This is a genomic window from Salinicoccus jeotgali (assembly GCF_039538805.1).
Taxonomy (GTDB): domain Bacteria; phylum Bacillota; class Bacilli; order Staphylococcales; family Salinicoccaceae; genus Salinicoccus; species Salinicoccus jeotgali.
Map to the genome: position 1 here is coordinate 1 of NZ_BAABCK010000066.1, position 20,661 is coordinate 20,661.

Genomic DNA, 20,661 nt, shown 5'->3' on the forward strand with positions numbered 1-20,661 from the left:
CCTACCCTCAATTCCTGAATCATTTTCAGCTTTTCTTCAAATGAATAATATTTGTCAGTCATAAAAGAACCCCCTCCAGGTTTACAGATGTTTTATTTCATCTGTAAACCTGGAGGGGGTCAAATCATCCGATTCCGGTCCAATTACAGTGACGATTCAGGACCGATATGATGCAAAAGTGCCAAGATGAAGACCTTGCCGACTTCGAGCATCGCACGCTCATCAATATCGAATTTCGGGTGATGATGGGGATAGACTGCACCCACTGCCGGATTTTGTGCACCTGCAAAGAAGAATGTCCCAGGTACATGCTGAAGGTAATAGGCGAAGTCTTCTGCAGTCATCATGCGTCCCTTTTCGATGATTGTCACATCTCTCATATGCCTGACGCAGAGTGACTTGAGCATTTCCGTTTCTTCAGCTGGATTGATCAGCGGGATGCAGCCGTAGGTAAAGTCGACATTAACAGAGGCGCCGCTCATCCTGGCAGTAAGGTCTGCAACATGCTTCACTTCTTCGGCAAGTTCATATTTCGACTGGATGTCAAACGCACGTAGCGTACCTGTAATCTGTGCAGTATCCGGGATGACATTCGGGGCGTCACCGCTATGGAAACTTCCTATTGAAATGACGCCCGGGTCATTCGGCCCCCTAAGGCGATGGGTGATCTGCTGCAGGTTCATGACGAGCTGGCTTGCTGTAGCCAATGGATCGATCGCCAGATGCGGTAATGCACCGTGTCCGCCCTTGCCTTGGATTGTGATGGCGAAGTTATCATCTCCAGCCATCGTCCCTCCTGACCTGAAGCCGAGCGTGCCGATCGGATCATCCGTCCATACATGTGCCCCATATATGTAATCGACTCCTTCCAGGCAACCGTCGTCGATCATCGATGATGCCCCACCAGGCAGCAGTTCTTCTCCAAACTGATGGATGAATACGATATCACCATGCAACTGGCTCCGGTGCTCTGCCATGACTTTTTCAACAGCCATGAGAGTGGCCGTATGGGCATCATGACCGCACGCATGACTGATGCCATCATACTTCGAGCGGTACGGGACATCTTTTTCATCATGGATTGGCAGAGCATCAAAATCAGCCCGCAGCGCCACCGTCGGCCCCGGATGTGCCCCCTTCAGATAGCCAACCACCCCATTCAGCCCCACATCACGCCTATATTCGATGCCGAGCGTTTCAAGGTGTGCAATGATATATTCCGGTGTATCCTTTTCCTGATACGATAATTCCGGATGCATATGTAGATGACGACGTATTTCGACCATCTCGGGATACAGTGATTCGAGCTGTGCAAATAGAATGTCTTTCATCGGTTCCCCTCTTTTCACATCGTTCATACTCATATTATTCCATAAAGCACGCCTGGAAGGAATGTCTTTTAGTGGCAGATCATGATGACCTTAAATTTTCTGAATTGACACACTAATAGTTCGTATGCATGGCATTTTGATGGTATCATGGAAGTGACAATATGAAAGGGTGTGTCTAAGATGACGAAGCAATCAGCTAAGCAGACGGTCTATGTAGACAAATTTACAGATGGCATCCTGGATCCGACGGAAGATATGTACTACAAAGTCAAAAATGGCGGCCATATCATCGCCAATACAGCCCCGGGGTGCTGGGGCCCGATGATCACTCCTGAATTGAAGGGTGGACATGAAGTGACGAAGCCGGTATTCGTGGAAGGGGCTGAAGTCGGGGATGCGGTCGCCATCCGCATCAATTCGATACGGGTCACTTCCATGGCGACCGCTTCAGGCAATGACAAGCCTATGGAAGGACGGTTCAACGGTGACCCATTCATTGCAGGAGTATGTCCGAACTGTGGTGCCAAAAACCCCAAATCCGTCACAGAAGGCATCGGCCAAGGCGCCGTCCGGTGTGCAGAATGCGGTGAAGATGTCACGCCATTCACCTTCACCAACGCCTACACGATGGTATTCGACGAAAAACGCTCTGTCGGCCTGACACTCGATAAGTCAGGTGCTGAAAAGGTGGCCCACGCAGGCAGACACTATATGGCCACCCCTGAAGATTCCATCCAGCATCCGGTTGTAACATTCGCCCCGCATGATATACCAGGCGTCATGGCACGGGTGATCCCTTTCCTTGGCCAGCTCGGCACCACCCCAGCCCGCCCGATGCCTGACTCCCATAATGCAGGGGATTTTGGCCAGTTCCTGATCGATGCCCCGCACGACTACGGATTGACTGAAGCTCAGCTAGTCGACCGGACCGACGGTCATATGGACGTCAATCGGGTCCGCGAAGGGTCTACTGTCATCTGTCCAGTCAAAGTGGCAGGAGGCGGTGTCTACCTTGGAGATATGCACGCCATGCAGGGCAATGGGGAAATCGCAGGTCATACGACGGATGTCGCCGGTATCGTCGACCTTCAAGTCGACGTCATCAAGAACCTCGCCATTGAAGGCCCGATCCTACTGCCGCTTACAGAAGATCTGCCGGCATTGGCCAAACCGTTTACTGATAAAGAAAAGAAAGAAGTGCGCCGGATGGCCGAAGCTTGGCACGTGCCGGAACTTGAAGAGAGCTATCCCGTATCCTTCATCGGCACAGGCGCCGATCTCAATGCCGCTACATTGAACGGCATGGAACGCGCAGCGAAGCTTTTCCGGACGGATGTCCCTGAGATCATGAATCGTGCCACCATCACAGGCAGCATCGATATCGGGCGCAACCCTGGGGTGGTGACCGTCACCTTATTGGCACCAAAGAGATATCTTGAACATGCGAAGCTGCTCAAGCAAGTAGAATATATGTATAAATGATAAATGCGCACCCTATCAGGGTGCGCATTTATCATTTATAGTACAGCTTGGGCAATCAGACGATCGAACCGTCTGATGTCGACTTTACGGCCCAGATTGATTTTGATGTTGCCGACTTTCGTCCAAAGTTCCACCTCGGCGTTCGCATCGAACATGCCGCCGGCATTCTCCGTCGACCACATATGGATTGCACTATACGGGAGGGAATACATTTCAACTTTCTTCCCCGTCAATCCTTGAGCATCCCTCATGATGATTCTGCGGTCAGTGAATATGGCCGAGTCGCGCAACGTCTTAAAAGCAGTTATCGCACGTTCTCCGTCAACGAGTATTTCTTCAGCATCCCCAGGAATTTCAGTCTCAAACTGCAGTGTCCAGGCAAATATATGTCCACCTTCCATCTTATCCCCCCATTCCAATAATTCTTCACCATATCTATACCGTCGTCGTATTCCTTTTAATCCATATGCTTCAATTTTTGATGGAATAGATATATCCCCGCTTCAAGGAAGCGGGGATATATCTATCTTAGCCATGGCGTTTCATATGCAGCCATCCTCTCGTATAGGAGAAGATCAGGATGGCGGCACTTGCACCGATTGTAATCAGGGCAAACAACCAATGCTGACCGCTCGCAATGAACAAAGGCGCAAAGGTAATCAAGGCTATTTCAACCGGCGCAATTGGAATATAGGCGAGCCCATAGTCCTCGAGTGTATTACTTTCAAGGCGAGGATCGACGATGCGCAGCAACGCGATACCCATCGCGACGGCACCCGTTATCCAACCGAATGTGAATATACCCTTCTCGAACCAGTTTTCCTGGAAATAGTACTGGGAGACGAAGCGGTAGAATACGTACGTGAACAGTATGCCAAACGCCATCAAAATACTGAACGGCACGATGTTTTGAGCCACCACGGTCAGATTGATGGAGGCAATACCGAACGCCACCAGGACATCGGTTGCACTCCCGCTTATCTTGGATACGACACCTTTATCGATATACTTATCCATATCAGCCGATTGCATCAGCAGGCTCAGTATCAGACCAATCAAAAAGGCGATTGAAAAGGCGGGGATCGACAAACCAGCGTATAACGATTCGCCAAACTTGCTCAAGTAGTAACCGATCATGCTCACGAACATTACGAGTGCAATATGGAAAAGAAGTGGGTCGATCGAAATGGCCGAAACCGTGTCCTTACCCATCCACTCGCGCTTATCTTCAGGGACGAGACCTGTCCTCAACTCTTCTGGAAGGTCATCGAATTTCGAAATGTAGTTGGCATAGCCGGCGTTGGCACTTCTCTTTATGAGCAATAGGCCGACGCTGATTGCGAGTATCGCACCAAGCGTTGCAGAGGTCATCGCAAGTGATGTCGCCTCTTCCCATCCCTGCTGTTCGAATGCTCCGCCGATTGCTGCAGCAGTGCCGTGCCCACCGACGAAGCCGGCAGCGAGTATCAGTCCGAACCCGTTATGTAGATCGAACATCGGGCCAAGAAGCAGCAAAGCGAATATTAGTCCGAGGCCCCACATTAGGAGCATCGCAATCTGGGAATATGACCATAGCCCGCCTACTTTATTGATGGTCTTTTTTATATTGAAGCGGCCCGTCGTCAACGGGATTGAAGCAAAGACGATTGTAATCAGTACACCCGGATAATCTCCGATGAAATCAGAAAACGGTAGCCATCCGAGCATATTGGGACCGAGTATCAATCCCAGGATACCTGCTATGATGCTTGCCGGCATGAAGGACCGCTGCAGCAAACCGATGCGTGCGCGGAGGAACATGCCCACCAATAGCAGCATGGCGATGAGACCGACATCGGTCACAAGATTCCATACTGAAAATTCCATTTTTTCAACACCTCTTTCTAAAATCAGCTTCTGTAATATATCATGAATCCAATTGAAATTGGAAGCGGTTCATCATAAATTTCATGATTTATGAATATAAGCTATAGATAGAGGGCCGCCACACGCTCATATGAACGCTGTTTTTCGTCTAAGTCATGTATATTGCATAAAATGAGCCAATCTTCACACTCATAGTCTGTCCGCAGTTGATCAAGCTTATCCTTCACCGTGCGCGGGCCGCCGATGATCATGCGCTGCCTGTTCTGCTCGATCTGTTGTTGTTCCTTCTCATTGAGCGCACTATATTTCTCAGCCGCCTGTGTTGGAGTCGGCACCTGGCTGTCCAAACCCTTTTCCGTATTCAACAGCCATATATCCTGCGTCTTTGCCAGATCTTCTGCATGGGCATCATCTTCCCCACAGATGACGAATACGCATGCCCTCACATCATCCTGTTCCATGAAGCCCGGCTGAAACGCATCCCGGTAGGCCCGGATTGCCGCAGTGCCTCCCGCCGGCTTAAGGAAATGTCCGAATACGTAGCCAATGCCAAGTACACCCGCAAGCACCGCGCTGTCTGTACCGAGGCCTAAGGAATAGAGCGACGGCCGGCTTATGGTGCGCGGCGCCGCCTTGACCTTGGCGCTGCCGTCCAGATAATGGATGAGCGCGTTCAGCTTATCGGGATAATCCGCGAGCTGGTTGGGTTTATCGTCTGCGAGCCGTTTGCGGATGAACTCTCCCCCACCTGGTGAGCGCCCCATTCCGCCCTCGATGCGCCCCGGATAAAGCGCCTCGAGCTGGGCAAGCTGTGAGGCGACTTTGAACGGACTATATTGGGGTAATAGGATGCCACCGCTCCCCACTTTTATATGTGAGGTCCGTGAAGCGGCAGCGGCCATCATGATTTCGGGTGCGCTTGATACCATGCCACGCGTGCCATGATGTTCTGCAAACCAGTACCGGGTATAACCCAATGCTTCAGCACGCTGCACCATGCCAATGGTATTCTCGGCCATCTCTTCTGCACTGACACCGACTGGTTTTGCCATCTGTTCCAGTATTCCTAGTTTCATCAATTCCTATCCTCTCTATCAGTACTCTAAAACCAGACCGTGTAGATTATAAGCGTCGAAATCACCATCGTCATCGCCGACAGTGGTGCCCCGACTTTGATGTAGTCCGTGAATTTATAGCCCCCAGGGCCGTAGACGATCAGGTTGGTCTGGTAACCGATCGGTGTGATGAAGCTCGCCGAAGCTGCAATTGCGATGGTCACCATGAGTCCGATGGGCTCAAGTGCCATCTGCCCGGCCATCTCCATCGCAATCGGGAACATCAGTACCGCAGCCCCAGTGTTGGTGATCAGTTCCGTGAATATGTTCGTCATGATATAGAGGATCACGATGATGCCGAGCACCCCAAACGGACGGGCGGTCTCAAGCATATTTCCCGCAATCATCTGTGCCAACCCCGATTCAGTCATTGCAGCACCGACACCGAACGCGCTCGCAATCAGCAGTATGACATTGAACTGGATGTAGGACAGCATCTCGTCAGGCTCGATCAGCTTGAAGATCATGAGCAGTACGACCGTGATCAGCATCGCTTCGAACATCGATAGGAAGCCAAGTGTCACTGCAGCGATCATGCCAAGCAGCAAGATGAGTCCCCCAAGGCCCTTGGCCTTGCTCTGCTTGAGCACTTCTGGCGGGGTGAGGGTGGTCATAACATAGAAGTCTCTTGCGTGCGCATGACGCTGTAAAAATGTTCTGTCCGCCAAAATCAGAATAGTGTCGCCCGGCTTCAAAACGATGTCCCCGACCCGGCTTTTGATACGCTCATTATTGCGGTGCACCGCAATGACGCCCGCGTTGTATCTGGAGCGGAAGCGCGCTGATTTTATCGTTTTGCCGAGTAGTGACGACTCATGGGAGATGACACCCTCGACCAGATGGAAATGATCATCCTTAAGACTATCGAGTGTCTTGTCGGTTCCTGTCTTCAACGTGACACCTTTTTGCTTTTGGATAGCGGCAATCGTATTTAAAGTACCAGAGAACACGAGATGGTCACCTTCTCTGATGATTGTATTGGCGTCCACTGGAAATATGCGATGGTCCCCGCGGATGACTTCAATGATGTAGACACCCTTCAAAACAGCTTCCGTCGTATCCACAATGGAGCGATCTACATATTCGAAGGTCTTCCCTATCTCGGCTTCGGCCAAAAATTCCTTCACTTCTTCACGGATCTGCTCGCCGGCGCCGAGCGTATCAGGCAGCAACCGGTAGCCGATAGTCACGATATAGGCGAATCCTGCTGCAGCGATCGGCAGCCCGACAATCGTCATCTGAAAAAAGGAGAAGCCGCCATAACCTGCTTCAATCAGGAGGCCATGGACCACCAAGTTGGTCGAGGTGCCGATGAGTGTAATCGTGCCGCCGAGTATCGTTACGTAGGATAAGGGTATCAGGAATTTGGAAGGGGCAATCCCATTCTTAAGACACCATTCCTTCAAGACCGGTGTCAATGTCACGACGATTGGTGTATTGTTTAAAAATCCGGAAATGATGGACACCGGAGCCAGCAGCTTCAGCATCGACCGTTTCGGCGTTTTATTGCCGGTAAGCAGACGATCAACATACCCTTCGACGATGCCGTGCTTTTGAATGGCACCTGCCACTATGAACAGCAACAGTACAGTCAGCAGCCCTTCGTTCGAAAAGCCGTCCAAAGCCTGCTCAGTCGAGATGACGCCTGTAAGCAGGAAAACTACGAGGAAGAAGAACACTACAAGGTCCGCCCGTGCCAACTCGAACACCAATGCAAGCAGCATGATGATGAGCATCACAGCAACAAAGATCATCTCAGCAGTCATCAGCTCCCCCCTTTCCCCATATGGTATTAGCAATATGATAGCATATTTCACAGCCATAAAATGTTAAACGGAATAACCTGAGCTAAAAAAATGTGTCTAATTATTGTACACCGAAAACGCTTTAATTGTAATAATTCAATTTATCATGAATAAAACACCCTAAATGCGGTTATGTACAAGTATCAGCCGAATGGCTACAGTCAAAATATGATGGTCATTCTGAAACAGCAGATTCATAGGAATGGAGGATAACCGGATATGGATAAATTCTCAGGCCAACAGATCAGATCTTTGATTGAAGAGAAGAAGGTAAGCGGCGAGTTGCAGCAGCCGTCCCAATGCATGCACTCCGATATCGTCAAATGCTATGAAGACGGTCGGGCACATCGCTATGTATGTATGAATTGCGGCTATGCCGACAAGAACCGCGCCGCTTTTTTCGCACAGATCAACACAGATCAGCAAATGGGCTAACGTAAATACGGTTATGAGCCAAATGAATGCGCTCATGTGCCGTATTACATATAATGATAGATAACTTCCAGAAAAGGAGCATCCATATGAATATATATGATATAGAAGTAAAGAAGGCGAATGGCGAAAGCTATTCACTTGAGGACTACAAAGGAAAGCCAATGCTTATCGCAAATACCGCCAGCAAATGTGGACTGCGCGGCCAGTACGATGAATTGGAGACTCTACACAAGGAATATGAGGATCAGGGCCTGATTGTCCTCGGTTTTCCTTCCAACCAGTTCAATAACCAGGAACCAGGTTCCGATGAAGATGCTGAAGAAGCCTGCCGCATCAACCATGGCGTCACATTCGACATCCATGAAATCATCGATGTCAATGGCGATACGGCCCATCCCCTCTTCAAACATCTTAAAGAAGAGTCAAAAGGCATGATGGGTGATAAGATCAAGTGGAATTTCACAAAATTCCTAGTCGACCGCGAAGGCAATGTTGTCTCACGCGTCGCACCGACGACCTCTCCACTCAAAATGAAAGATGATATCGAAAATGTGCTATAACATATAGTGGGCCAGGCTTGAAGCCGCGCCCGCTATTTTTGTACGCATGAAAGGAAGATACAGATGTCTCACAGCGAATACACCCTTCAAGATATGTATGGCACCACCAGACGTGCACTCGCTTTCTACGACAACCAGATGCTCGACTGTATAAATGGAGAAATGCAACGCTTCATCGCCTCCCAGGAGATGATGTTCATCGCCACTGCCGATGCAAGCGGCAACTGCGACAATTCATTCCGCGCCGGCAATAGTGGGTTCGTCCGGGTACTCGATGAGACGACTTTAATATACCCGGAGTACCGTGGGAATGGTGTTATGGCAAGTCTTGGGAATATTTACGAAAATCCCCATATCAGCTTGCTGTTCATCGACTTCTTCACCCACCACATCGGCCTGCACGTCAACGGACGAGCTGACATAATCGAGGTTGATCAGCTTCACGATTACTGTGACGCGAAAACCATCTCCGACATTATGGAAGAAGAGGACGGGCGTGCCGAACGATTTGTAGTCATCCAGGTCGATGAAGCTTATATCCACTGTTCCAAGCATATACCGCATTTGGAGAAGCGATCGGGCCCCTTGGATCAAAAGAAAGGCGGCGACTTCTTCAACGCCAGAAGAAAAAAAGATATGTAGAAGAAAAAGGCATCCCCACAGAAGGGATGCCTTTTGAATTCATGTGCCGCAGAATGTCATCGTGATTTTTTCATCATCTTCCGGCGGCTCTTTATATTCCTTGTCATGCCCGTCGTCAAACGGCGTCGCAAACGCCTCTATCATTTTTGTGGCTTTGCTGTAGTCCCCTTGTTCGACGGCAAGGTCCAATGCCTCCTCCACGAGATGGTTGCGCGGGATGACTGCGGGATTGACCTGCCTCATCTGTTCATATGCCGATTCGACCGTCAAATCCTGCACCTCAAGCCTCTCTTCCCATCTCCTGCGCCAATCTTTAAAGCGTTCACTAGCCATAAGCGCATCATCATTCCACCCGTCAAGAGACAGCGTGCGGAACGTTTTCGTAAAATCAGCCTGGTGATGGCTCATGAGATCGAGCAGCTCCATTCCAAGCGCATCATCTTGACTTCCACTGCCGTCGAGGCCGAGTTTATCGCGCATGCCTTTTTGCCATTTTTCATTATACAGTTGGCCGAATCGGCTGAGCGATTGTTGGGCGACCTTCACCGCTTCTTCCTTATCCTCATGGAGCAGCGGCAGCAGCGTCTCAGCAAACCGCGCAATATTCCACTGGCCGATCCCCGGCTGGTTCTGGTAGCTATAGCGTTTTTGCGCATCTATTGAACTGAAGCATGTCTCCGGGTGATAGACATCCATAAAGGCACACGGACCGTAATCGATTGTTTCTCCGCTTATCGCCATGTTGTCTGTGTTCATTACACCGTGGATGAAGCCCACATGCTGCCATTTGCTGATCAAGTCAGCTTGACGCTCTATGACGGCATCCAAAAATTCCCGGTACTTGTCCGGTTTCGATGCAATTTCTGGATAATGGCGGCCGATTGCGTAATCTGCAAGCATCCGCACATTATCGTCTCCCTCAGCACGGGCTGCATATTCGAAAGTTCCAACACGGATATGACTCGATGCCACACGGGTCAATACTGCACCCGGGAACATCTTGCCGCGGCTCACCGCTTCCCCTGTCGTAATAAGTGCCATGGCACGGGTCGACGGTATTCCAAGCCCATGCATCGCTTCGCTGATCATGTACTCCCGAAGCATCGGCCCGAGTGGCGCACGCCCATCCCCCATGCGGGAAAACGGCGTACGTCCGGAACCTTTCAGCTGAATGTCCATCCGTGCGCCTGATGGTGTCACCTGCTCACCGAGCAGTACTGCACGGCCATCCCCGAGCATCGTAAAACTGCCGAACTGATGCCCCGCGTAAGCCTGTGCTATCGGTTTACTGCCTTCTGGCACCTCATTCCCCGAGAGGACATCAGTTGCTTCCATCTGAAGGTTTGCCGCATCCAGACCCAATTCCCCCGCCAATTTCCAGTTGAAGAGGACCATTTCCGGAAACTCTGCACTCTCCGGTTGTGTTTCTCTATAGAAGACTCCCGGGAGTTCTGTATAAGTGTGTTCCAATTGCCATCCGCTTTCAGTCATAATATTCGCCCCTTTTACGTGGTATTCTGTCTACCCATTTTATCAGAGTTGGTACAGCATTAATAACTATGGGTATATCTGCTTTCTGCTGATAGTTGATTTTTAATGTATGAAAACAAAATGCCATGACTTTTGTGGTCATGGCATTTTTGACATCCTACGTATAATTTCTCTTTATTTTTTTATTCCAAGCTTTTGAAAATACTTCATTTCTATCATTCCATGCCGTTAATTCATTCAAAAGATAATAATAGTCCTGGTCGGCAGTCATGACGCTTCTGGTAGTCAATTCAGTGTCGATATCATCATCCTTGACGATGACCTTCCAATCACACTCCACCTTGGCAGAAAGCGGATCGCCTTCTTTTATCGTATAGACGTTCCTATTTTCGGTGCCGTAGGTGATATTCAGGTTTGTAAGTGTCCGGAGACCTTCATCTGAATATTCTTCGAGCACCCATGTGTCTTCAGTCAATTTCTTTATGACATCACGTGTCCTTGAGCCTTCCCGGAGGACTTTTTTATCGATAGGGGCTGCTGTTTCTGCCTGCACATGCTTCAAGGTCACTTCCGAGTAGTCATTTATGACTGGGGTTCCAAGCACGGAAGCATCGAAGTCGACAGTCAGTACAGGTGCCTTGCCCCCTATAAACCTACTGGGCGGTGTAACCGCCATCTACAAGGAGGGTTGTGCCGGTCGTAAAGTCATTCTCCGCCAGGAATACCACTGCATGTGCAATCTCTTCAGGCTTGCCGAGCCTACCGATTGGGTGCTTATCGACGAGAGCATCATAAAACTCTCCCAATGCGTCCTTATTCACCATGTTGGAATCAACATAGCCCGGAGCTACTGCACTGACGCGGATGTTATCCTTGGCATATTGTAATGCGACGGATTTCGTCATTAAGTTTATTGCGCCCTTGGAAGCGTTATATGCAAATGCTGTCGGTTCGCCTACACTGCCGAGAATGGATGCGGTATTGATGATTGCGCCGCCTCCAGCCTTCTGCATTTCAGGAATGGCATGCTTCGAACCGTAGAATACGCTATCTTGATTGACTCTGATCACTTTATGGTAATCTTCGTAGGAAAGCTTGTGCGTCTCGCCCTGGACACCGATTCCGGCGTTGTTGAACATGATATCCAGATGTCCAAACTTTTCCACGGCGAGAGCAACGACTTTTTTAATATCCTCTTCCACTGATACGTCGGTCATCTGAAACACAACGTCACCATGGCTTTTCAACTTTTCTTCTGCTTTCCTGCCCGCTTCCTCATCGTAGTCTGCAATTACGACTTTTACCCCTTTTTCCAAGAACGCTTGTGCTGTGGCGAGTCCAATACCGGAGCCGCCTCCTGTAATGATTGCTACTTTGTCCTTAAGATCCAAAGTGCATCCTCCTTTTAATGACCGTATCCGTTCACGATACAGGTACCCAATTATCTCAATTTTCAAACTTTATAACGCAATTTATTTTTAATCATCTCAAGCTATCACTTGTAGTCGATTGATGATCACATGTATGATAAAGATGAAACTGCATACCGATGCACTGGGGGCGCTATATAAAGCTGAGACGGATTACCGGACCCCTACGACCCGATCTGGATAACACCAGCGTGGGGAAGTGCAGCTGATATACCTTCATGCTGCATTCCTATCGGACTGCAGTTTTTTATATCAATATTCAGGAGGTATGGCATTATGGGAAATGAATACGGTTCAAAACAGCCGGTAGGCTGTCAATTCAATTTGAGTGTGATGAGCGACGACTTTGTGGATGTCATCCTATCAGCTTTGGAGGAAACTGAAACTGCTGAAGTCATGATGGTGACGGATGACGTATCATCGTCGGTGCATGGCCCTATATCCGAAGTTTTTGCTGTTGTGGAGTCGATCTACTTAAACGCCGCACAGACTGGCAAGCACGTGGCGATGAGCGGTACATTTTCGGTTGGATGTCCCGAAACCCACGAGGAGAATGATCTCGAAACACCGACTGGTTCGACGGCGCCGCGTAGAGGTGTGGCGCAACAGGCCGGATGCAAATTCGCGCTCTATCCGCTGGGGACTGAGGACTATATGGAGATTATCCAATCCCGAATCAATGCAGCAGCGAAAGAAGGTGTGAAAGTGAGTGCCAGCCATGGTGCCACAAGACTGGATGGGGACGTCCACGATATCTTCAATGCCTTGGAATCGGCGTTTTTGAAAGTACAGGAAGCGGCAGGACATACCGCCATGACCTTCACCCTCTCATCAAACAGTCCTTCCAACCGCTGATTGAATACGGCCCGCCTCTTTGAGGCGGGCCGTATTTCTATATGATCAGCATATCGTCCTCATCAAAATCCCAATCAGAACCATAGGCGACTTCCCAGTAATAGCCGTCCGGATCTTTGAAATATCCGCTGTAGCCACCCCATGAGGTTGGACTCGCTTCCTTGGTGACGATGCCACCTGATTTTTTGGCCCTCTCCAGTATATGATCGACCTCCGCTTCAGATTTCGCATTAAATGCCAAGGTGATGCCGTTGAAGCCATGTGTCACATCCATTGCCTCCGCCCCGGTCTCCCTGGCAAGCGTGTCGAGCGGATATAATGCCAGTTTCGATCCCTTCATCCTGAAGAAGATGATTTCTATCTCATCCTCATCACCCATTATGATCGACTCCAACCCAAGTTTCCGGTAAAAGGCGACAGCAGCTGAAATATCTTTGACGCCAAGTGTAATCAGATTGATTCTGTCCATGGCCATTCCCCTTTTCAGATAAGGTAGTATAGAAGATGTAGTTTTACATTGTAAATATACCATATATATTTGGTGCTGACAGAATATGGTGCAAAATATATTCTGAGCGCACCCTCCCCGCCATCCGCTTCAAACTGGTCAGCGGGGATATTTTTATATAGAATGAGGGCAAAGAAGGGAGACGATCCATTATGAAACGATTACTGGACTGTAATGCATCTGATTTCAAAGGCATGTCCGGCCGGGATCTGAAACAATCCATCCAGGCAAGTGAAGGCCGGGTGATGCTCGCAGAGACGATGGCCACAGTGCCCCCACTCTATCCGGACATCACCAATGCAGAACTGGCCGCTTCATTCGGAGCGGACATGCTGCTGTTCAACCTGCTGGATGTCTTCGAACCGAAAGTAGAAGGACTGGAGCCTTCTGCCGACTTGGAGTTGATGCAGGAAATTAAACAGCTTACAGGACGGCCGATCGGACTCAACCTTGAGCCGGTCGATCTCGATGCCGAGGAGATTGAAGCGCTCGACACCATCAACCGCGGACGCATCGCATCCAAGGAAGCACTAACGGCTGTAAAGACCCTTGGTTTCGACTTCATCTGCCTTACCGGCAATCCAAAAACGGGTGTCTCAAATGATGAGATCGCCCTAGCCATAGCGCGTGCCCGGGAGATATTCGGTGAAGATATATTGATCATCGCCGGCAAAATGCATGGAGCTGGTGTAGCAAATGAAACAGGCAGTACAATCATCACCAATGAAACCCTCAACACTTTCATCCGTGCAGGCGCCGATGTCATTCTGATGCCGGCACCCGGCACGGTGCCCGGGATCACCGTAGAAGACGCCCAGCAATATACCACCCATATCCATTCACAAGGTGCACTTGTTATGTCAACGATTGGTACCAGCCAGGAAGGTGCTGATGCCGCGACTATCCGCCAGATTGCCTTGAACGCCAAGATGGCCGGTGCCGACATTCATCACATCGGAGATGCGGGCTTCTACGGAATCGCAGTGCCGGAAAACATTATGGCCTACTCGATTGCCATCCGTGGCCGCCGCCATACTTATGTGCGCATGGCCCGCTCCATAAACCGGTGAGGATGCACGCAGCTGATGTATCCTGGTGATATGCCACAGACATAAATGGAACACCACCAGGTAATAGAACCCAGGAGGATAAATGTGATGATCTATACAGTTACTTCGACGCTGCCCGAACAGCACGGCGGAAGAACGAAATCATTGTTGAGCAGAATCAAACTGCTGCAGGATGAACTCGGTGTCCAATCGACGATCCTTACGACCAATTACAATATCAACTATCCTGATATATATGAGGTGTTCAGAAAAAGGGACGTTGTGCATGAGAACACACAATTTGAAAACATATACGATTGGCTCTCAGGCTATAAATTATTCGATATAAAGAAAACGTTGATCATAAACAAACCCAAGATAACCGAAAGTGAAGTTGACATTGAAGGGTTGACTGCAGAACGTGTCGATGACGATACTGTGCGCTACTACAAAGGTGACGAATATACCCTCTACCGCAAGTTTCATGAAGATTCCCGCGTGCTTAAATTTGAGGATTTCATGAGTCCCATATCCAAGAAAAAAGTCGAGAGGAGAAGCTACAACAAATATGGCGATCTCCACCAGATCACGCGGTACGACCCAAAAACCTTCCATAAAATTTCAGAAGAATTTTATGACGTCCATGGAGATGTCTACTGCATCAACCATTACACCATCAAAGACGATGAACCCCGTCTTTCCTTAATAGAACTGCTGAAAGATGACAGACCCTATAAATTCTTTGCGATGAGAAAAAACTATTCCAATATTATTTCGAAGAAAGATTCAGTGAAGGTGATATTGTCTTCAATGACGCCCGTCTGCTCGACCGCCCGCTCCTCTCCAATGATAGCGGGACGAAAAATGTTCTGGTCTTCCACAGTTCCCACCTGGCTGACACAGGGGAAGGGATACGCGGCTCCTATAAATACGCTTTGGGAAACAGCGACAAGGTTGCAAGCTATCTCGTATTGACACATCATCAAAAGGAAGACATTCAGAAAGTGATGGACATATCGGACGAGAAATTCAGCGTCATCCCCCATTTCCTCACCCCGAGTAAAACGGTCAGGGGGAAGGTTAAAGAACAGTTTGTCTATATAGGCCGTTTCAGCGCTCAAAAGCAGCTCGACCATCTGGTCCGGGCTTTCAAAATATTCAAGGATGCAGGATATGAAGAAAGACTCGTCCTTTACGGCATGGATGAAGGAAATCAACTCGCCTCACTCAAGAAACTTATCGCAGAACTCGAGTTGACAGACCATGTGGACATCCATGGCTTCACCAACAACCCTAAAAAGGTATTCGCTGAATCCAAAGCTTCTCTGCTCACAAGCAAATTGGAAGGGTTCGGGTTGACGGTCATGGAAAGTATAGATGCCGGGTGTCCGGTCATATCCTACGACGTCCGATACGGCCCCCGTGAAATCATTGATGAAGGCAAAACGGGCTATCTGGTCGAGCCCCAGAACATCGAAGCATTCGCTGAATCGATGATGAAGATATCCGATAATGGCCTGGAATCAGTCGAGATAAGTGATAGGCTCCATAAGGAGACCGCTGTGGAGAATTACAGAAGGTTGCTCGGACAGCTGTAAATTTTCATATAGATGGCCAAAACAGAAATAACCCTCGGGATACATATATACGTCCCGAGGGTTATTTCCATTCAACTACATTGCTTTCCTGACGCGTTCAAACAAGACATGGTTTTCAAGATGGACGTGATCGAATGTATCCTTCTCAATTTTTTCAAGTCGTGTATAGACAAGTCGGTATGTGCCACACGCCTCACTGTGCGGTGTGAAATCGGAAGTGATCTGACGCAGTTCTTTTAGTATATTGCCTACCGTTTCATGTTCGCCTTCCAATTCACTGACGTGCGGCTGAAGTTTATCACTTATTTCTGATGATGGATTTTCCATGTATTGAATGATCATCGGGAAGACGACATGGTCTTCCTCTTCTGTATGTGTCATCATCTCACTGCGCAGCTCCTTATACAGTTCCTGCAGACGGACAAGATGGGGTTCGTTCGGACCATGCTTGCGTGCAAGCTTTGTGACATACGGACTGAGCGCCTGGAATTCATCCAACAGTTCCTGGTGGTATCTGTTCTGGATGAAGGTGATGATGCCTTTTTCATCAAGATATTTTGGCTGTATGCCGGACTCGTCGCGCGTCTCTATTGCGTTTATCTCTCCCATCAAGCCCTCTAAGTCGAGGCCGCGGGCCGCCACTGCTTCTGATAGTGAAATCTTACCGCCACAACAGTAGTCAATTCTATTTTTCCTGAATATATCTGCGCTTTTTGGAATTTCATTAACGATGTCCCGTACCCACATTCCGTGATTTACAGTTGTCATGATAACCCTCCTGTTTTAAACATTCATTTTTTATACATGTTTAATATAACACACATTTTTCTACTGTGATTGCGTTTTCAATGTGATTTGTTGAACATTTAGTGACAATGATAAGTCAATGAAATGGCCATAAGGTTTCTAAATTAAATCATATATTTTTACACTTGCATTATTCTGGTCTCACAACATATTCATCCACATAGTTTCATTGATAAAAAAATCACACCCTATCCCTTGTACGGTCTAGTATTACAAGTATATAGTGATAGCGCTTTCAATTGTTTTATAGAAATATTATTTCATCTATAATTAAAATAAATTTCACGATAACTTACGTCATAACAGTTTGACACTTTGGTGTGCTCTATGTTTAATATAGTACTGTTGAAATATATTTCATAATAAAAATTTAAAATCTGTCATTCCGGTGTATAGCGCCGGAGTGGCCCGCAACTTCAAGAAGGAGAGATTTGTTTGAGTAATCAACAAGAACCGCTGAAAATCGGGTTTGCCTATGTAGGGGTAGTGCTCGGTGCGGGGTTTTCTACAGGTCAGGAGATCCTGCAGTTCTTCACCAACTACGGTATGATGAGTTACTGGGCGGTCCTGCTTTCAGGGATGGTCACGATGTTCATCGGACGCCAGGCATCAAAGCTCGGCAATCGTCTGGATGCGGATTCGCATCTTGAACCGATCAACGAACTGTTTGGGGAAAAGCTCGGAAAGGTCATCGACTACATACTCGTCTTCTTCCTCTACGGCGTCATGGTCATAATGCTTGCAGGTGCCGGTTCGGCCTTCAATGAAAGTTTCGGCGTGCCTTCATGGCTCGGTTCGCTCATCTTGGCCATCGGTGTTTTCATCACATTGAACATGAGCTTCAATAAGATTCTTGTAGCGCTCGGTGCTGTCACACCTTTCCTGATCGCTTTCGTCATGATCATCGCAGCCTACAGCTTCTTCAATCCAAGCGTGCCATTTGCACAAGTGGAGGAATATACTGACGTGACGAAGACGCCTTCAGCCGCCTGGTGGTGGGATGCATTGACCTACAGCGGTATCGTCCTTGCGATGGCATTCAGTCTGTTGTCCATCATGGGCGCACAGGCGTCTGGCATCAAAGCAGCCCGTAAAGGTGGGTTATTCGGCGGTATCATGCTGATTCTATTGCTCGTGCTGATGAATGGCGGACTGCTCGCAAGGATTGACATCACCAACCCTTCTGAAATTCCATCGCTTGTCCTAGCACGTGAAATCCATCCTATACTTGGATTCGGGTTATCGATCGTCATGCTGCTGGTCATCTATAATACCGCAGTCGGCATGTTCTATCCGTTCCTGTCCAGATTTTCCGAGCCTTATACGAAACGCTACCGTCTGCTGCTCGGCGGCGGACTGATCTTAGGATATTTCCTGAGCCTGGTCGGCTTCGTCGGCCTCGTCAATTTCTTCTATCCAATCTTAGGTTATGTCGGATTGCTTCTCGGGGCTGCCTTAACCGTAAGGTGGGTCGCAAGCAAAGTATCGAGCAAACAACCTGCACAATAGAAATATCCCCATCGATGGACAAAAGCCACCGATGGGGATTTTTTAGCCTATGCTGCGAATCAGTACGGATATGATGTAGACCACAATCGCGCTTGAGACGAATATTATGGTGAAGCGCCAGTATTCACGGCTTGGATATTCCGTCACGCCAAGCTTTCTGAGTACGGTAGTGATCGTTGCTGCGGAAAAAGCGATGCCCCCGATGCCAAACAGCATGAACGAGAGGATGATGAGTAGATCTGTCATGGAAATCTCACTTTCTGAGTAGTATATCCATTACTCTATCAGATTCCTAGCTTCAGATATAGTTCAGCATATTCATATATGACAATAAAATGAGCACTTCAAGAGAGCATCATCCGCGCCTTTAGTGTATAATTACATTAAAGGCGTAATCACGTCCTAAAAGGAGTGGTAGCATGAAGAACTCGACCAGACTGCAGGAGTTTCCGACCATCCCCTATCTGTCTTCCGAGCTCCATAATCCACCCGTCTCAACGTACGAGCACACTTTAGGGCACTACCGCGGTGCCAAAGGCAGACCAAAGTTTTTGGACGATAGGCCAAAACGCAGTAAAGATGGACAGAAGAAACCCCACTCAAAATAATATTCTGAGTGGGGTTTTCGTGCTTATATTACTACTGCTTCATGTTGACGAAGACGCTTTTAACTTCTATATAGTTTGAAATGCCGTAATCTCCGCCCATTTCACGCCCAATGCCTGACTTCTTATAGCCACCAAATGGCATTGTTTCAAGTTCCAGGCCGAAGTCGTTGATCCACACGGTGCCGGATTCCAGTTTACTTGAAATATAGTGGCCAGCTTTTATGTTCTCCGTCCAGACGCTCGCGGCCAGACCGTATTCGCTGTCGTTTGCGCGTTTTATCACTTCGTCCACTGTATCAAAAGGCAGTATGGACATGACAGGGCCGAATATCTCTTCACGCGCTATCGTCATATCATCCTCCACATCGGCGAACACCGTCGGTTCTACGAAGTAGCCCTTACCTTCCGGACTGTTGCCGCCGGTGACCAGGCGTGCACCCTCTTCTTTTCCTTTTTCAATGTAGCCCATCACCGTCTCGAGCTGCTTCTTGGACACAAGCGGGCCCATATCGGTGTCGGCATCGAGCCCCGCACCAAGCTTCACCGCTTCTGCCCGCTTCTTCATCTCTTCGATCACTTCTTCATAGATCGGCCTTTGGACGAATACGCGTGTCGTCGCGCTGCAGTTCTGGCCATGGTTATACATCGTGCCGTCGAATATGCCGTCCAGTGACGACTCAAGGTCCGCATCAGCAAGGACGATGCTCGGCGATTTCCCACCGAGTTCGAGCGTGACGCCGGTTATATTCTCCGCCGCCTTCTCCATTATCGTCCGGCCCGTTGCGGTGCTGCCGGTAAAGGCAAGCTTGTCGACACCAGGATGCGTGTTCAAGGCGCCGCCCACTTCCCGGCCGGAACCGGTGATGATGTTGACCACACCGTCCGGGAAGCCGGCTTCCTTGAATAATCTGCCTGTATAGAGCAGTGAGAGAGGCGTCTCGGAAGCGGGTTTGATGACTACGGTACAACCTGCCGCAAGAGCTGAACCAAGCTTCCATCCCGCCATTGCGAGCGGGAAGTTCCACGGGATGATCTGGCCGGCGACCCCTACCGGTTCGTGGAGGGTGTAGGTGATATGTTCTGTTGAGACATTCGTCGTCTTGCCGGATATTTTGGTCGCCCATCCCGCGTAATACCTGAAATGCTGGATGGTGCCGTCTACATCATCTTCGAGGGCGACCTTGTAGGGCTTGCCGTTGTCCAAAGCTTCCAATTGGGCAAGTTCTTCACGGTTCTCCTCCAGCAGATCTGCGAATTTATGGATCAGGCGCTCCCTATCGGCCGGTTCCATGCGCGTCCATTCCCCATTATCAAATGCATCACGCGCCGCTTTAACCGCCTGATCGACATCTTCCTTCGTCCCCGCGTCAAGTGACACTATCTTCTCTTCTGTCGCTGGATTCGTCACATCGAATGTATTGCCGCTGTTTGACTTCCTGTATTCACCATTGATGTATTGTCCGCTTGCATTGTCAATGAATCGTGTGACATTGTCTTTCAATTCCATCATCTATGACACTCCTTAGCATATTAGAAATTTCTTAATACTCACATTATTGATTATACATAT

General features: G+C 48.8%; 20 protein-coding genes, 1 pseudogene and 1 riboswitch. Of the genes and pseudogenes, 9 read left to right on the forward strand and 12 right to left on the reverse strand.

Translation table 11 applies throughout. From position 1 onward, the window contains the following. Positions 1-143: 143 nt before the first annotated feature. The gene (locus ABD734_RS09900; protein WP_344703856.1) at positions 144-1,331 is read right to left on the reverse strand and encodes an amidohydrolase; all 1,188 of its coding nucleotides are present in this window, start codon (positions 1,329-1,331) and stop codon (positions 144-146) included. Positions 1,332-1,511: 180 nt separating this feature from the next. Between ABD734_RS09900 and ABD734_RS09905 the strand changes: the two genes are divergently transcribed. Next, positions 1,512-2,813, forward strand: coding sequence for an acetamidase/formamidase family protein (locus tag ABD734_RS09905; protein WP_344703858.1), 1,302 nt, complete (start codon positions 1,512-1,514; stop codon positions 2,811-2,813). A 35-nt stretch (positions 2,814-2,848) separates the two neighbouring features. Here the strand turns inward: ABD734_RS09905 and ABD734_RS09910 are convergent, their stop codons facing one another. The 4 genes from ABD734_RS09910 to ABD734_RS09925 form a co-directional block, all read right to left on the reverse strand. Continuing rightward, positions 2,849-3,214, reverse strand: a complete 366-nt coding sequence (locus tag ABD734_RS09910) for a PH domain-containing protein (protein WP_344703860.1) — start codon at positions 3,212-3,214, stop codon at positions 2,849-2,851. Positions 3,215-3,341: 127 nt separating this feature from the next. Further along, complete coding sequence (locus ABD734_RS09915; RefSeq protein WP_344703862.1) at positions 3,342-4,679, reverse strand: sodium/glutamate symporter; 1,338 nt, start codon at positions 4,677-4,679, stop codon at positions 3,342-3,344. Between the two features lie 101 nt (positions 4,680-4,780). Beyond that, a complete protein-coding gene (locus tag ABD734_RS09920; protein ID WP_344703864.1) occupies positions 4,781-5,755 on the reverse strand; it encodes an MsnO8 family LLM class oxidoreductase in 975 nt (324 codons plus the stop codon). A 26-nt stretch (positions 5,756-5,781) separates the two neighbouring features. Then, a complete protein-coding gene (locus tag ABD734_RS09925) occupies positions 5,782-7,560 on the reverse strand; it encodes an SLC13 family permease (RefSeq protein WP_344703866.1) in 1,779 nt (592 codons plus the stop codon). A gap of 258 nt (positions 7,561-7,818) precedes the next feature. Here ABD734_RS09925 and ABD734_RS09930 point away from each other — a divergent pair, with 258 nt between their 5' ends. The 3 genes from ABD734_RS09930 to ABD734_RS09940 all read left to right on the forward strand — a co-directional run bounded on the left by ABD734_RS09930 (position 7,819) and on the right by ABD734_RS09940 (position 9,236). Then, positions 7,819-8,034, forward strand: coding sequence for a hypothetical protein (locus ABD734_RS09930; RefSeq protein WP_344703868.1), 216 nt, complete (start codon positions 7,819-7,821; stop codon positions 8,032-8,034). An 86-nt stretch (positions 8,035-8,120) separates the two neighbouring features. Beyond that, positions 8,121-8,594, forward strand: a complete 474-nt coding sequence (locus tag ABD734_RS09935; protein WP_344703870.1) for a glutathione peroxidase — start codon at positions 8,121-8,123, stop codon at positions 8,592-8,594. Positions 8,595-8,657: 63 nt separating this feature from the next. Continuing rightward, on the forward strand, positions 8,658-9,236 hold the full coding sequence (locus ABD734_RS09940; protein WP_344703872.1) for a pyridoxamine 5'-phosphate oxidase family protein: 579 nt from the start codon (positions 8,658-8,660) through the stop codon (positions 9,234-9,236). 39 nt (positions 9,237-9,275) lie between these two features. On the opposite strand, the gene ABD734_RS09945 is transcribed toward ABD734_RS09940, so the two are convergent. The 3 genes from ABD734_RS09945 to ABD734_RS09955 form a co-directional block, all read right to left on the reverse strand. Beyond that, positions 9,276-10,727, reverse strand: a complete 1,452-nt coding sequence (locus ABD734_RS09945) for a protein adenylyltransferase SelO (protein ID WP_344703874.1) — start codon at positions 10,725-10,727, stop codon at positions 9,276-9,278. A 157-nt stretch (positions 10,728-10,884) separates the two neighbouring features. Further along, positions 10,885-11,403, reverse strand: a complete 519-nt coding sequence (locus tag ABD734_RS09950; protein WP_344703876.1) for a hypothetical protein — start codon at positions 11,401-11,403, stop codon at positions 10,885-10,887. Then, complete coding sequence (locus ABD734_RS09955) at positions 11,381-12,118, reverse strand: SDR family NAD(P)-dependent oxidoreductase (protein ID WP_344703878.1); 738 nt, start codon at positions 12,116-12,118, stop codon at positions 11,381-11,383. Before ABD734_RS09955 ends, ABD734_RS09950 begins: the two co-directional genes overlap by 23 nt. 155 nt (positions 12,119-12,273) lie before the next feature. Then, positions 12,274-12,372, forward strand: a riboswitch (TPP riboswitch). 61 nt (positions 12,373-12,433) lie between these two features. Here ABD734_RS09955 and ABD734_RS09960 point away from each other — a divergent pair. Then, positions 12,434-13,012 carry a YkoF family thiamine/hydroxymethylpyrimidine-binding protein gene (locus ABD734_RS09960; RefSeq protein ID WP_344703880.1) on the forward strand — a complete coding sequence of 193 codons (579 nt, stop codon included), beginning with the start codon at positions 12,434-12,436 and terminating at the stop codon, positions 13,010-13,012. A gap of 37 nt (positions 13,013-13,049) precedes the next feature. Here ABD734_RS09960 and ABD734_RS09965 read toward each other — a convergent pair whose 3' ends face one another. Next, on the reverse strand, positions 13,050-13,481 hold the full coding sequence (locus ABD734_RS09965; RefSeq protein WP_344703882.1) for a VOC family protein: 432 nt from the start codon (positions 13,479-13,481) through the stop codon (positions 13,050-13,052). A 191-nt stretch (positions 13,482-13,672) separates the two neighbouring features. Here ABD734_RS09965 and ABD734_RS09970 point away from each other — a divergent pair, with 191 nt between their 5' ends. Both ABD734_RS09970 and ABD734_RS09975 read left to right on the forward strand, forming a co-directional pair. Then, complete coding sequence (locus ABD734_RS09970; protein WP_344703884.1) at positions 13,673-14,590, forward strand: DUF7916 family protein; 918 nt, start codon at positions 13,673-13,675, stop codon at positions 14,588-14,590. 87 nt (positions 14,591-14,677) lie between these two features. Further along, positions 14,678-16,167 (forward strand): annotated as a pseudogene (locus ABD734_RS09975) (glycosyltransferase). 75 nt (positions 16,168-16,242) lie between these two features. Here ABD734_RS09975 and ric read toward each other — a convergent pair. Next, positions 16,243-16,935 carry an iron-sulfur cluster repair di-iron protein gene (gene ric / locus ABD734_RS09980; protein ID WP_344703886.1) on the reverse strand — a complete coding sequence of 231 codons (693 nt, stop codon included), beginning with the start codon at positions 16,933-16,935 and terminating at the stop codon, positions 16,243-16,245. Positions 16,936-17,409: 474 nt separating this feature from the next. Between ric and ABD734_RS09985 the strand changes: the two genes are divergently transcribed. Continuing rightward, a complete protein-coding gene (locus ABD734_RS09985; protein WP_344703888.1) occupies positions 17,410-18,483 on the forward strand; it encodes a YkvI family membrane protein in 1,074 nt (357 codons plus the stop codon). Between the two features lie 42 nt (positions 18,484-18,525). Here the strand turns inward: ABD734_RS09985 and ABD734_RS09990 are convergent, their stop codons facing one another. Then, positions 18,526-18,729 (reverse strand): hypothetical protein, encoded by a 204-nt coding sequence (locus tag ABD734_RS09990; protein ID WP_344703890.1) that lies wholly within the window; start codon positions 18,727-18,729, stop codon positions 18,526-18,528. A 173-nt stretch (positions 18,730-18,902) separates the two neighbouring features. Here ABD734_RS09990 and ABD734_RS09995 point away from each other — a divergent pair, with 173 nt between their 5' ends. Then, a complete protein-coding gene (locus tag ABD734_RS09995) occupies positions 18,903-19,091 on the forward strand; it encodes a hypothetical protein (RefSeq protein ID WP_344703892.1) in 189 nt (62 codons plus the stop codon). A 31-nt stretch (positions 19,092-19,122) separates the two neighbouring features. Here ABD734_RS09995 and ABD734_RS10000 read toward each other — a convergent pair whose 3' ends face one another. Further along, a complete protein-coding gene (locus ABD734_RS10000; RefSeq protein ID WP_344703894.1) occupies positions 19,123-20,601 on the reverse strand; it encodes an aldehyde dehydrogenase family protein in 1,479 nt (492 codons plus the stop codon). Positions 20,602-20,661: the final 60 nt, after the last annotated feature.